The following is a 14,957-nucleotide window of genomic DNA, read 5'->3' on the forward strand; positions in this document are numbered from 1 at the left end:
ACAGTCACTGTAATTGGTAATACAGCTTTTGGTTATTCAAGCAATCTGTCTCAGGTGGAGTTTGGAGAAAATGTAGAAGAAATAGGAGACCATGCATTCAGAAAATGTGGCAAGATCACAAAAATAGAATTAAAGGATAAGGTAACAAAGATAGGTGTAGCATCATTTGCAGAATGTACAGAGCTATCTGATGTGAAGTTACCGAAATCATTAGAAGTAATGTATGCACACGCATTTTATAACTGTGATAAGATAACAGAAATTGAGATACCAAAAAGTTTAGTTAAAACAGAGACGGCATATATCTATGAATATGCTGGTGGTCATGTGCACGGTCCATTCTATGGATGCGATGGATTAAAAAACATAACATTTGAAAAAGGAATTACGACAATAGCGAAAGGATTGTTTGCTAATTGTCCTGCTATTACAGAGATTACAATTCCAGAAACAATTATTGAAATTTGTGATTATGCATTTGAAAACTGTGATAATTTATTAGTGTTAGATATACCTGATAATGTGGAAAAATTTGATATTAGTGCAGTAGAAAATTGTGACAACATAACTGTAATTTGTAATTACGGTAGCCCGTTTCATATTTCGACGATAGAAAATAATGTATCAGTAAAATTGAAAACTTATAAGTATGACGATTATAGTGATTTAGCTATAGAAAGTGATTGTAATTATGCTGTTGATTATAATGCCCTTAATGTTAATGGGTGTGTTAAAGTTAATGTTGATTATAATATTAAAGAGGATATATTTTTAGATTCTAAAAATCGAATGATAATCTTTTATATTCCAGAAAACTCTCGTATTTATGAAGAACAAATTAGAGTAAATGGTGAATTTTGTTATGACTATACAATTGATGGGAGAAAGTTGATAATAGATGTTACTGAGGCTAATGGTGATATTAGTTTTGGATTTGCTCCTAATTCGGTTGAAAGTCTTTCAACAGCAGCTATATATCAATATCAATTAGATGGAAAGGTTCAGAAAGAATTATTAGGCTTTGATAATAGTTCAAGGTCGTTGCTAACCATCGAAACTAATACAACAACATCTAAACCTAGTATTATGGTTCAAGGTCTTGGAAGTACATCTATCCCGGTTGATTTATATATTGATGATGAATTCCAAACGACTGTAACAACATTAAAAACGGGAAAGTATCAAGCTGAGTTGTCTTTACCAAGTGTCGAAAATGGTAAAAATTATACTATTAAGGCAGTAAATGCTAATGATGAGACACAAACAACAGAAGTTAATGTTTTGTATACTACTGCTATTCCTGAAATGACAGAATTCAAACTATATTATAATAATCATAGTGATACTATGATTGATCTAATGAATGCAAAGTCAAGTCCACGTATTTCGTTTAATCCAGAAATACCATTTACTTTTGTTACTGATTTTACAAATGATGAAACAATTAATAATGTATATATTGTAAGTACTCGTAATAATGAACGAAAAATAATAGAGGCTGAATATAATGAAAATACAGGTCAATATATAGCTAGTGGATATTTTGATGAAAGTAATCATTCATATGTCCCTGGAAAATTATCTGTTGAATATAATGTGAAACAGGAAGAAGTTAAAGTTGGTCAAGAATTTGATTGGGAAGCAAGATATACTGAAACAAGTGATGATTTGAAAAAAACACAAGTATCAATGATTGAAAATAGTGGCAATAATACATCTTATCGCTTTGATTTTTCGGATGTGTCTGCCGATTTGGCGGGAGTATCAATTGATATGGCTATTTCTCAATTAGATGCTGCAGATGGTACCGACGTAGGAGAATGGTTGGGTATTTTTAAAGATACATTTGATGTCTCGGCAATGCTTATACCAGGTCTCGATGATTCAAAATACTTATTTGCATCTGATCGTAGTTCAACAGAAGCGGTAATTATAATTGCTAAGGAAGGATTAGAGCTTGTAGATGGAGCTGTAAAACTTACATTGAAATTAAATCCGACAGGGTCTTATACTAAATTAAGCGATTTATCACCATATTTAGGTGTACTAGCAAAAGGTGCTTCTACTGCCAGTGAAATTTATGATTTTTATCAAGATAAAGAAGCTTTAATTAACGAAATATATCAGACTCCTGGTATTACAGATAAAAGTGAGGCTGTTAGAAGAGCTGAGGCCTTGTTTGAAGATCAAAAAAACTATACTATTATGATGGCTTTGCTACCTTTATTGGCAGCTTCGTTTGGAGTTACTGCTCCTGTGGCTTTAGTTTTTTCTGGTATGCTCGAAATGATAGGATCAACTTCTACATATTTCTGGGAAATGCGAACTTATTGTATTAAAAATGGTTATGATATTTATGGAATAGATTGGAAAATTGATCCGAGTGGTTATGTTTATGAAGCTGTAGAAAATAATCGTCTTGAAGGAGTAAAAACAACAGCGTATTATAAGGAAAATTTAGAAGATACTGAAGCGATTTTGTGGGATGCTTCTGAATACGAACAAATGAATCCTTTGTATACTGATTCTGAAGGTAGATATGCTTGGGATGTGCCAGAAGGATATTGGCAAGTTAAATACGAAAAGGAAGGCTATGAGACAGTATATAGTGAATGGTTACCAGTTCCACCACCACAAACTGAAGTAAATATTGGAATGATTTCTAAGGAAAAACCTATGGTTGAAAATATTAGTGTTTATGCAGATTATGTTAATATAGTATTTTCAAAATATATGAAGCCTGAAACTATTTCATCGATAAAAATTACTGATGATAAGGGTAATAATATTCCTTATATTTTGGAATATGACCAAAGTAAGGTTAATCCAGAGGGTGTCAATTATGCTAAAGAGTATGTTTTGCGCTTTACTAATAATCAGTTATTAACCCCTGGAAGTACATGTAATATTGCAATGGATGAAACACTTCGTAGTTATGCAGATATATCTATTGATAGTTATAATCAAATATTACTGGTTAATAAAAATACAGAAATTGTTACTACTGATAATGTGGATATAAAAATGGGAGATAGTATTTTTGTACCTGTACAAGTAATTAATTTGACAGATGATTACTCTATATCGGTTTCGTCTGATTCAGATGAAATAGTATCAATTTCTAATGTTAGTATAGATGGATTTACAATAAATGCTAATATGTATGGAAAAGTTGATATTACTATAACTATTCCAGAAACTGAATTACGAAAAGTAATAACTGTTTTTGTTGGTAAAGTAACAGAAGATGTAAATATTCTTCCTACAATAGTGATTGACCAATCTGCTTATATATTAAACGTCAATGATACAATTGAAATTACGCCAAAAGTATATCCAAAAGCTAATGTTAGTGGAAAATGGAGTATATTAAGTGGTGAAAAAATTATTTCAATTAATGGGAATAATATCAAAGCTAATAAAGCAGGTGAAGCGGTTATTAGATATACATTAGATGAGTATGAAGACATATATGTTGATTGTAAAATAATCGTTAAATCAGAATATTTGTTAGGTGATGTCAATAATGACAATTTAATTAATTATAGCGATGCAGTTATATTGTTGCAAGCAGATAGTAAATTGATTGAATTAACGGAATTACAAAAATCAGTAGCCGATGTTAATAAAGATAAGATAGTTGATTATAATGATGCAGTGCAAATTTTAAGATATGATGCAGGAATAATTACTGGTTTTGAATAAATAACTTAGAATCCGCTGATTTTTTAGTGGATTCTATTTTTAGCATAGTATGACATAATAGTCAAAATATTATATGTTTTTTGATTAAATAATAAAATCTAATCAAAAAGGAGAAAGATAAAATGGGAAAAATATTAAAAAAAATATTGATTTATTTAGTTTCGATATTTTGTATATTAACATCTGTTACATTACATGCTAGTTATGTTTATGCAGAAAATAGTGATAAATCTAAATGGCAAAGTTGTACAGTTTATAATGGAGATAATATCGATGATCAAAATTATTATACTTGGGCTAGTACCATTAAATCATATTTAACGGAAACAAGTGATGGTAATTTGATGCGTGTTCAGGCATTAAGTGATGGAAGGGTACTTGTAGAATACTATACTAATGATTATCAACTTATAAATAGTAAAATTATTGATGAGAGGTTGTTATCTATTTTTGGTGGATTTTATGAAACTTCAAGTAATTATTATATTGTTTCTGGTCAATTAAATCGGCAAGAAGATAATGATTTAGAAGTTTTTCGTATTAATAAATATGATAAAAACTGGAATTATATTGATTCGGCGAGTTTGAGTAACTGTAATACTACCGTTCCTTTTAGAGCTGGTACTGTAAGAATGGATGATTATGAAGATTATCTATTTATTAGGACTAGCCATGAAATGTATGCATCTAGTGACGGCTTAAATCATCAATCAAATTATACGATTGTAGTAAAAATGTCTGATATGACAGTATCTGATGCATATTCACAATTTGAAAGTATGTCGTATGTTAGCCATTCATTTAATCAGTTTATTAAAGTTACAGAAGATGGTGTTATTGCATCAGTTGATCATGGTGATGGTTTTCCTCGATGTATCGTATTAAACGAGCATCCTTACAGCTATACTGAAGTATATAAGTTTGAAGGGGAATTAGGACAAAATACAACTGGAGCTTCTGTTGGTGGTTTTGAAATATCGGATTCCAATTATTTGATTGCAGGCAATTCAGTTATTCAAGATGAAAGTTTTATTTCAAGAACAACAAGAAATATCTATGTATGGGTAGTTAATCAAAATAATAAAGAAATTACAACTAAACAGATTACTAACTATGATGAAGGTGATGGAACAACATCAACACCTCATTTAGTGAAAATTAATAATAATCAATTTATGTTATTATGGACAAGAAATGATACTATTTATTATGTTCAAATAGATAGTAATGGTAATATGATAAGTGATATCTATCAATTATGTGGTGGTTTATCTGATTGTTCACCAGTGGTAATAGAAAATAAAATTGTTTGGTATACATGGGACGAAAATATTATAAATTTTTATGAAATTAATTTGTCAGATTTAAGTACTGCTTCTACTAAAGAGATAATTAATGGCCATGAATTTGAGCTTAATGGAGTTATTAATAGTGCAGAAGGAACAGTTGAAAATGAATGTATACATTGTGGTTTGATAGAATATCTAACTTATATACAATCTATGTCGGTGTATTGGAATGATACCGGATATGGAAGTTACTATAGTTATGTTATAGACGAAGTTGATGTAGGGGCGAATAGTTATTGTTTAATAGACTTTTCTCCTAGAGATAACGATGATAAGTTTGAAATAATAATTGATGATCCAACTGTTTTATCTTGGACTGCAAGCAATGCTTATAACTACAGTGGATATTTTACAGGGTTAAAAGCAGGGAGTACTAAAGTTGTTATTAGGTCAAAATTAAATCCTAGTTTAAGTAAAACTTATAATTTCACTGTTTATGGACCGTTAGAAATATTATCATTTACAGCTGAAAAAAAAGAAAATAAAGTAAATTTATCTGTTGAAGCAACTGGAGGAAAAAGTGACTTAAACTATAGATTTTATCAACTAAACAGTGATGGAAAAAAAGAAATCATTTATGAAGGTGATAATTCGAATTGTTTATGGATTCCTCAGGTAGCTGGTGTAAATACCTTATATGTTGATGTATATGATGGAACAAATACTGTAACAAAATCACTAGATTATATAGTTAGTGATGAAGATATAAAGCAACTATTAGGTGATATTAATCAAGATAAAACAATTAACTATAATGATGCTGTAATGATATTACAAGCAGATAGTAAGTTGATTGAATTAACAGAATTACAAAAATTAGCAGCTGATGTAAATGGTGATGATATTATTGATTATAATGATGCAGTACAAATTTTAAAATATGATGCTGGATTGATTAAAGAATTTATATAGAATACAAAGCCCACTAATGTATAGTGGGTTTTTAAATAATAATGAGTGACACAGTTTTTAGAACATCTATTATTATATTTTTTTTAGTAATAAAATTAATTTCAAGGAGGTTGAAGATATGCTGAAAAAAATAAGTGTAATAATACTAACTTATATGTTAGTACTAAGCGGGGTTATAGTAAATGTATCAGCAAGTGAGGGAAGTGAATTTTCTTATTGGTTAAATGGTGATGGAATAATGGTTACTGGCTACAAAGGGACTAATCCGGACGTTTCAATTCCTGAGTCTATAGATGGTAAGACGGTAAATAAAATATCTTATTTTACATGTCAAAATTTAGATATGATTAATACACTTACTATACCTAGCAGTGTAACACAAATTGATGGTGGAATACCTTTAGGTGTAAATAAAATCGAAGTAGCACCTGGTAACAGTCACTATGTCGTTGAGGACGGTGTTTTGTATAGTAGTCAATACGATGTTTTGATAAAGTGTACAAAAGAAGTAGAAAATTTAGTGATTAGAGAAGAAGTTACTCAATTAGCAAATGATTGTTTTTTTGATAGTAATATAGTTAATTTGACTATTCCAGAAACAGTAACTGGGACAGAAAATTTATCAATTGATAAGTTACCTTTATTAAAAAGTGTAAAAATATATGCAAATTATAATTATGTTAGTTTTTACGATTGTCCTTTATTAGAAAGTATATATTTACCAAAGACAGTAGAACGTTTAAACAATATGTATACATATAATATTTTTTCTGGCAATTGTAAGGCGATTAAAGAAGTAATTATTGATGAAGCAAATGAAAATTATTATAGCAATGATGGAATTGTTTATCAAAATGATAGAATGGCTTATTATCCACCAGGAAAAACTAATGAAATTTATAATATCCCTGAAAATATCACTAGTTTAATAGGGTATTTAGAGAATGAATATTTGAAAGAGATTGTTTTTTCATCAGGATTAAATGATATAAGTGTTAATTGTTTAATAGATTGTCCATCTTTAAATAAAATTACAATTAATGAAAATAATTCAACTTTTAAATTTGAAAATGATGTTCTTTATAAAGGGAGTAAGTTAATATATTGTTTAGCTAATACAAGTGGTAATAAAATTGTAGTCAATAACGATGTTGTTCAAATTGGTGATAAAGCTTTTAGCTACAATAGTAATGTTGAAGAAATTGTTCTTCCTGAAAATTTAGAATCGATTGGCAATAGCGCTTTTATAGATTGTGTTAATTTAAAAACTATTAATATACCTAAGAATATCTCTACTTTGCACGAATCAAGAGTTGGTACAGGTCAATATTATGATAGTACAAATTATGTATTTGAAGGGTGTAATTCAATAACTAATATAACAGTAGATCCAGCAAATGATTATTATGTTATCGAAAATGGTGGTTTATATACCAAAGATTATAATGTTTTATTAAAATTTTTTGATAGAACAACTGCGAATGTTGAAATTAATGAAAATACCCAGTGCATCGAAATAGAAGCGTTTAGAGCATGTGAAAACATTGAAAGTGTAAATTTAAAAAATGTTACGGATATATTATATTTTTCATTTGCTGAGTGTACTAATTTAGAGAATATAATTTATCCTAACGTAAATAATTTTGGATTTGGTAATAACTTTAATGGTTGTTCTTCTTTAGAAAGTGTTCAGTTACCAGATAGTTATACAAATGGTGATACTCTTTTTGCTATATTTAATAATTGCGAATCGTTAAAAGATATAGATTTGAATAGTTTAGAAAATTATTATGAAAGAAGTATTTTTGATAACTGTCCTTTAGTAAAGAAAATGGTTTTACCAAAGAGTATCAATTACATGATGTTAAAAGATAATTCTGGTATTGTTTATTACGTATATGATAATTCATATGCTAAAGAGAATATAGAGAAGATAAATGCTCAAATTGAGGATGGAACGTATTGGGAAGGAGTGGAACCTTTTAAATATAAGGTTATCAATGAATTAAATGATGGCACTATTGGCATTATTGTTGACACACAAAAAAATGACAATACTAATGAAAATACCATTTTAACTACTAGTCAGATAGAATCAGGAAAAGATTTTGATTTGGTATCTGATACATTTAATAATTTTGTTATGTATGATATTGCTTTGACTAATAATGGACAAAGTGTTGCGATTGATGAAGAATGTGAGGTAAAAATACCAATATCTAAAGAAATGGATATTGATAATTGTAAAGTTTACTATTTAGATGAAAATAATCAATATGTTGATATGAATGCTAAATATGAAGATGGTTGTATGGTGTTTAAAACAGTATATTTTGGTGAATATATTATTACAGATAGTGAATTTATATCAATAGGAGATATAAATGATGATGGTTTAGTTAGCTATAATGACGCTGTATTAGTTTTACAAGCTGATAGTAAATTAATTGAGCTAACAGAAACTCAAAGAAAAGCAGCAGATGTAAATCAAGATGGTATTGTAAATTATAATGACGCAGTACAGATTTTAAGAAAAGACGCTGGATTAATAACTGATTTTTAGAAATAATGAGCTACTAGCAAATGACTAGTAGCTTTCATTTTATATGTCACATTTTAAAGAACACATATAACTTGAGGATAACTATTTCTATAATTAGAAAAGGAGGGCGTATTATGAAAAAGAAATTTTTGTCTATTGTTATTAGTTTATTGTGTGTATTATTAATATCGTTTATAAATGTATCTGCTGAAGAATATAATGATTTTTCGTATTATATTTTTAACGAAGAGATTGTAATTAGCAGCTATAATGGTACAGATACAAATATTACAATTCCTAAAGAAATTAACGGACAAATGGTTACGACAATTAGTGAAACTTTTACTGGAACAAGTGTAAAAGAGTTTGATTCTATTACAATACCTGATAGTATTACTAAATTAGTTTCTCCATATGGTGGCATTGATAAAACACCGTTTAGAAATACGAGGGTTAGTCAATATATTGTGGATGAAAGTAATTCAAGTTTTGCATCATATAATGGAGCTATTTATTCAAAAGATTTAAAAACTTTATATCGTTGCCCAAGTAATCAAACTACAAGTTCATTGTATCGTGGAGTAGAAGTTATTGACGGTGGAGCTTTTATTAATACTGACTATGAGATTCTTACTATACCAAGTTCAGTAAATGAAATAGTACAAGATTATAGTTTGGGTATTTTAAGTGGTTTTGAAAATTTACAGAATTTAATAGTAGAAGAGGAAAATCAATACTACTGTATTTTAAATGATGCTTTATATGAAAAGCGTAATGGCGAAGTTATTTTATTAAAGTATTTGTTAGGGGAAAAAACAGAAACTTATCAAATTGCAGAAGGTACAACAAAAATAGTTGAATGTGCTTTTAAAGGTAATAATATTAAAAGCGTTAAATTCCCAACAACTATGACATCATTAAGTTCTTATGCGTTTATGGATTGTACTAGTTTGGAAACTGTAACAATTCCTGAGTACATTACATATTTGGACAGAGGGGTATTTCAAGGATGTAGTAATTTAGTATCTGTAGATATGGGAAATGGAATTACAGAAACTGGATTATATGTTTTTCTAGGGTGTGAGAACTTAAAAAACGTTACTTTGTCAAATAATTTATACAGATTAGAATCAGGGACTTTTAGTAATTGTAGTGCAATAGAAGAAATTATCGTTCCTGAAGGTGTTAAAGAAATCTCAGGATGGGCTTTTAGAAATTGTCCTAATTTAGTTAATGTAATTATTCCTAAAAGTATAAGTTATATGGATCAAGGAATATTTGTTTCTTGTGATAATGCTATATTAAATGTTTATGAAAATTCGTATGGTCTACAGTATGCAATTGAAAATGATATGGATTATAAAATTATTTCAGATACTAAGTTAGGCGACATTAATGGTGATGATAAAATCGGATATAGTGATGCTGTGTTAGTATTACAATCAGATAGTGATATATTAGAATTGTCTGAATCACAAAAGATTGCAGCTGATGTAAATAATGATGGAATTGTCAATTATAGTGATGCGGTACAGATTCTAAGATATGATGCTGGTTTGATTACAGGATTTTAAAATTTTGAGGTGGTAGAAAATGAAAAAAATATTATTAGCATTTCTTAGCATAGGTTGCACGTTATTGACAGCTTTTGTAAATGTGTCAGCCGAAGAATATGGTCCAAATGATCATCCAATGTATAATGGATTTGAATATGAGGTTTATAATGATGAGGTCACTTTATATGGTTATTATGGGACTGATAAGGACATAGTTATGCCTGAAGAAATTAATGGTTATCCAGTAACTGGACTTGATTGGCTCTTTCTTTTTGATGAAAATGGAGTTGATTCTATAACTATATCAAAAAATATCAAAGGTGATATAGTAACTATCCAAGATGATAGCTGGATTCGGACACCTTTTACTTATGGTGAAGTAAATGAGTTTATTGTTGATGAAGAAAATCCATATTTAGCATCGTATAATGGCGCTTTATATTCAAAAGACTATACTGTGTTATATAATTGTCCGAGCAATCAATCTGTTTTAGATACTCATCCTAATTTGGAAAGTATAACACCTAATTCAATGCAATCTTCATGTTTTGAAACTATTATACTACATAAAAATATTTCAGATTTAGGTAATGATTATTGGGGACAAAGATTCTTTCAGGGATTAAAAACTATTAAGAGTATTATTGTGGAAGAAGGTAATGAAAAATATATATCTTTTAATGATGCGTTATATGAAAAAAATGGCGATGATTTGGAATTGCTTATGTATCCATGCGCTAGAGAGGCACAAAGTTATAGTATAGCTGATGGAACTACAATTATTGATGGTGAGGCCTTTAGAGGTTGTGATAATTTAAAACGTATAGTATTTCCGGAAAGTGTGGTAAATATAGAAGATTCTTATTACTTGCCTAATTATACTTGGTATGTTTATGAAGGTACATATGCTCATAATTATGCAGTCGGACATAATTATACATATAAAATCGTTGGAGAAAATGTACCTGGTGAAATTAATGGAGATGGTGTAATTGATTATAGTGATGCTGTTTTAATTTTACAATCCGACAGTGGGCTAACTATATTAGATGAGTTACAACAAAAAGCAGCTGATGTTAATGATGATGGAATTGTTAATTATAGTGATGCGGTACGGATTTTAAGATATGATGCTGGATTGATTACTGAATTATAATATTAAGTCGTCTTTTGACGACTTTTTTGAGATATTACTATGAATATTTTATATATATTATAGGCAGTTTTAATTTAAATATAATAATTAAAGGGGAAATTATTGTGAAAAAAATAGTTGCTATAGTAGTTATGATATTAATGGTTTTAAGTAATTTTAAAATCATATATGCTGATGAAAATATTGTTGTTGAAAAAAGAAGTTTAGAAAATGGGAATGTGGAATTAGTATTACGGGTAAATGAAAGTGTACAGGCTTATGGGGGAAATATAACCTATAGCTATGATAATACTAGTATGCAAATTTCTAATATAATGGTAGTTAACGATGAAAACTATATTATTGTTGTAAACGAAAACTATCAAAATGAAGGTAATAAAATTAGAGTCGTTTTTGCAGCAACTAAACCTATACAAGGAGATTTAATATTAATTGAATTTAAGCCGTTAAACAATGGTCAGATTGATAGCAATGGAATAACAGTTGACCAAGTAGAATTAACTAATGACGGAGGTATAGGGATTGAAGGGATAAATCAAAGTACTATTCAAGTAGAAAATACTAAAGGTGATTCTTTAATTAATAATTCGGTAATGAAAAAGTATGAAGACGAAGCAATTGATAAACAAGAGGAGAATAATGAAACAGAAGCTTCCAAACAAGATGCCAGTGATGTAAAAAATAATCACGAGAAAAAAGAAGATAAAAAAGCACAAAATGAATCTTTAAATATTAATTTTATAATTGGGATAGGCGCTATAATAGTAGTTGTAGTAGTTGCGATAATTGTAATTTTTAAAAAGAAAGTAAAAAAATAGGATAAGCTCAATATGAGTTTATCCTGGATTTTTTATAAAGTTTTCTAAATACTGCATACTATATTCAAAGTCATAATAACACTCTTCTAATTCAATTAATTCAGTTAGTGAATAGAACTCGTTTTTTAGAATTGGTTCTAATAGAACAATGCTAACTGAAGTATCATCATTTTTACCACCAATACTAAATAAAACATCATTTTTGTTATTCAAAACAAGACTAAACTTATTAGGAATGTTGAATTTTGATTCTTTAACAATATAAAATTGATAATTACTATATTTTTTAGCGAGATTCAACATTCTTTTAAGTATTAGTATTACTTCATTTTTAGAAAACGGTTTATAAAACTGGTTAGGTATTTCACTGACACGACCGGTTTTATAAAATGATTTTAATCCTGATTTTGTAAAATAAAAAACAAATTTCTTTCCTTCTTTGATATGGGTTAATTGTTTGTTTATGTATGTAAGTAAAAAATCGGCGATAAATTGTAAATATTCTTGAGGACCGGTATATTTTTCTTGAATGATATAGCGATCTAAATTAGGAACAATACATGGTTCAAAGGAAAAAGAACGAATATCATTGACGGCATTTGGATTACTAAAATCATATGATTGAACATAATAATTGACAATATCTACTACTGATGTAATGTTTCTACAAAATGGGTCAGCCTTATTAAAACTATTATCGAATTGTTTAGATAAATAATCATTAATATCTTTTTCTAATAGAATCCCTGATGTTAAATCGGTATTAATTAATAAAGTGTAAGTATCACTAGAAATTAGATAAGGAAAAGAAAAAGGATTTTCAATCATAAGTGATAAGTCACTATATTGATATCTAATATTACAATTATCTAAAAATATAATCGGTAATAGATTTTCAAATTGTTTAATATTATCAAGCTGATTAGCGTCAGTAGTAGAAATTTTGATTAACAATTCCATTGATAATAAACTATTTGATTTTAAATTATCAAAAATAATTTTAAAGATCTCATTGCTTTTAGGTAAATATACTTTAATTTTATGACTTTTTGATTGTTTGGCTTGATTAATTAAATAACGAACAATCATAACTAATTCATCTTTATTAGTTGCAAAGTTACTAACACTATCAAATGTATAATCAATATTAAAATCATAATCGCTAACATCTTTAGGGTAACTAATATTTTCGATTATTTGTTTAATTGATTTAAGACATTCATATTTATGATAACCTACTTTTTCGATTTTATAGACATTATACAAGTGCTCTCGCTGCTGCTTGGATAATGTTAATTTATCAGCAATTTTTTCGATGTTGGCATAACTGCTAGGAAAACGATCACCAGAAATATATTTTTGTAAGACAGTACGATTTATATTAGTTTCTTCAGCTAGTTTTTTGATACTATATGAAGAATTTTTTATTAAATAATCTAATAAAACTGAAAATTCCACTTTATCCATTGTCATATCTCCCACAAATTATTTGATTTAATATTTTAATGCTTTCATCATGTTTAAAACAATACTCCTCAATTTCAAATAACAAATCTAGTAATAAAAAATCATGACAAATAGTATTTTCATATATTGTTATACTAAAAGTATCGAAGAAAAATACTAATGAATTTTGATTGGTAATAATTGTTAAGTTGTTTGGAAAACTTATTTTATTATTGTTGAAAACATGAATATTATAATAATGGTTTTCGATAATATTATTTAATATTTTTTTATAGTTGTTTTTATTAGTTAGATATTTATCTTGTTTTAGTGTATTATTGAAATCTTTAATAGAAAAAAATAAAGATATTTTATTTGTTTTAATAAACTTATCAATAGCTTCTTTGAAATTTAAATATTTTTCATTTGTTTGTTGATCAATTAAAGCTAACTGTTTTGATGTAAACAAAAAATGAATAAAAAATGGTGTATAGCTAAAGATTTGATATTTAGCATTTGGATAATTAAAAAGTGAATTTAAATAGTCAATTGTGTTGTTTGATTTATAAAATAATTGTTTTGAAAATTTGCTTTTTTTATTAAATTCATTCTTTAGATATTTTTGATCATCATCTGCTAACATGCCGAGTGAATAATCACTATTAATAAGTAAAACATAATTTCTAGAACTGATAGTATATGGGAATATACTATAAAAGTTTGTGTTATCAATTTTACTATACATGTATTTAATGGTTATTTTATTGTCTAATAACATTAAAGGAAGTAGTTTTTGAAATTGATTTAAATTAGAAGAATCAATATCGTTATCTAATTTTTTTAAATTAACGATTTGTTCTACCATTAAATCCGGATTGTTTTTGGCATAGAAGTATATAATATCAGATAAATCATTATCACTATTAATGAGTATTTGAACTTTTTTGGTAGTTTTAAGAGCATCTTCTAAAATAAAATGAACCATTAATTTCAATTCTTCAGGATTTTTAGCAAAATTATTTGTTTTCTGGAAGTTGTAATGAATATTGTAATTTGTAGCTTTGAATGAAAAGTCATTTAATAAATTAAGAATTGATTTTAATTTAATTAATTTTTGTTGTTTTGAATAACCTACTTTTTCAATGAAATACGCTTTTTTTAGTTCGTTTTTTTGATGAATCGATAAAGATAAAAATTTAATTATTTTTTCAACAGGCCCATAATTAGCTGGCATTTGAATACCGGACATATATTTTTGAATAGTAGTTCTTGGTATGCCAGTTAGTTTAGAAATAGTTACTACATTATATTGGCTTTCGTGAATATATTGTTTTAAAAGTAAAGAAAAATTATTAATATTCATTAAGTTCTCCCTGCCCCGTTAATTTATCGTATAAGTAATTAAATTATACATTTTTTTAAAAATAAATGGTTAAAAATGTAATAAAATGTGTATTATATGTAATAATTAGT

8 protein-coding genes are annotated in these 14,957 nt (G+C 27.6%); 6 read left to right on the plus strand and 2 right to left on the minus strand.

Features of this window, described 5'->3' with window-relative positions; genetic code table 11:
• The 6 genes from B5F09_RS10530 to B5F09_RS10555 form a co-directional block, all read left to right on the plus strand.
• Positions 1-3,705 (plus strand): leucine-rich repeat protein (locus tag B5F09_RS10530; RefSeq protein ID WP_158095838.1); only part of this gene is annotated, 3,705 nt, incomplete at its 5' end.
• Positions 3,706-3,827: 122 nt separating this feature from the next.
• A complete protein-coding gene (locus tag B5F09_RS10535) occupies positions 3,828-5,966 on the plus strand; it encodes a dockerin type I repeat-containing protein (protein ID WP_087374063.1) in 2,139 nt (712 codons plus the stop codon).
• A gap of 118 nt (positions 5,967-6,084) precedes the next feature.
• Positions 6,085-8,529: a leucine-rich repeat protein gene (locus B5F09_RS10540; protein ID WP_087374065.1), complete on the plus strand. Its 2,445-nt coding sequence runs from the start codon at positions 6,085-6,087 to the stop codon at positions 8,527-8,529.
• Between the two features lie 113 nt (positions 8,530-8,642).
• Positions 8,643-10,082, plus strand: a complete 1,440-nt coding sequence (locus B5F09_RS10545; protein WP_158095839.1) for a leucine-rich repeat protein — start codon at positions 8,643-8,645, stop codon at positions 10,080-10,082.
• 19 nt (positions 10,083-10,101) lie between these two features.
• Positions 10,102-11,220, plus strand: coding sequence for a leucine-rich repeat protein (locus B5F09_RS10550; RefSeq protein WP_087374068.1), 1,119 nt, complete (start codon positions 10,102-10,104; stop codon positions 11,218-11,220).
• A gap of 104 nt (positions 11,221-11,324) precedes the next feature.
• Positions 11,325-12,038, plus strand: coding sequence for a hypothetical protein (locus tag B5F09_RS10555; RefSeq protein WP_087374070.1), 714 nt, complete (start codon positions 11,325-11,327; stop codon positions 12,036-12,038).
• Between the two features lie 18 nt (positions 12,039-12,056).
• Here B5F09_RS10555 and B5F09_RS10560 read toward each other — a convergent pair whose 3' ends face one another.
• A complete protein-coding gene (locus B5F09_RS10560) occupies positions 12,057-13,505 on the minus strand; it encodes a helix-turn-helix transcriptional regulator (protein WP_087374072.1) in 1,449 nt (482 codons plus the stop codon).
• Complete coding sequence (locus tag B5F09_RS10565) at positions 13,498-14,847, minus strand: hypothetical protein (RefSeq protein WP_087374075.1); 1,350 nt, start codon at positions 14,845-14,847, stop codon at positions 13,498-13,500. Before B5F09_RS10565 ends, B5F09_RS10560 begins: the two co-directional genes overlap by 8 nt.
• Between the last annotated feature and the right edge of the window lie 110 nt (positions 14,848-14,957).

The organism is Erysipelatoclostridium sp. An173 (genome assembly GCF_002160495.1).
Lineage (GTDB): Bacteria > Bacillota_I > Bacilli_A > Erysipelotrichales > Coprobacillaceae > Thomasclavelia > Thomasclavelia merdavium.

What these genes read in the sequence shown, in the direction of transcription:
- B5F09_RS10535 (WP_087374063.1), top strand. Translation starts at nt 3,828, where the DNA reads ATGGGAAAAATATTAAAAAAAATATTGATTTATTTAGTTTCGATATTT.
- B5F09_RS10540 (WP_087374065.1), top strand. Translation starts at nt 6,085, where the DNA reads ATGCTGAAAAAAATAAGTGTAATAATACTAACTTATATGTTAGTACTA.
- B5F09_RS10545 (WP_158095839.1), top strand. Translation starts at nt 8,643, where the DNA reads ATGAAAAAGAAATTTTTGTCTATTGTTATTAGTTTATTGTGTGTATTA.
- B5F09_RS10550 (WP_087374068.1), top strand. Translation starts at nt 10,102, where the DNA reads ATGAAAAAAATATTATTAGCATTTCTTAGCATAGGTTGCACGTTATTG.
- B5F09_RS10560 (WP_087374072.1), bottom strand. Translation starts at nt 13,505, where the DNA reads ATGGATAAAGTGGAATTTTCAGTTTTATTAGATTATTTAATAAAAAAT.
- B5F09_RS10565 (WP_087374075.1), bottom strand. Translation starts at nt 14,847, where the DNA reads ATGAATATTAATAATTTTTCTTTACTTTTAAAACAATATATTCACGAA.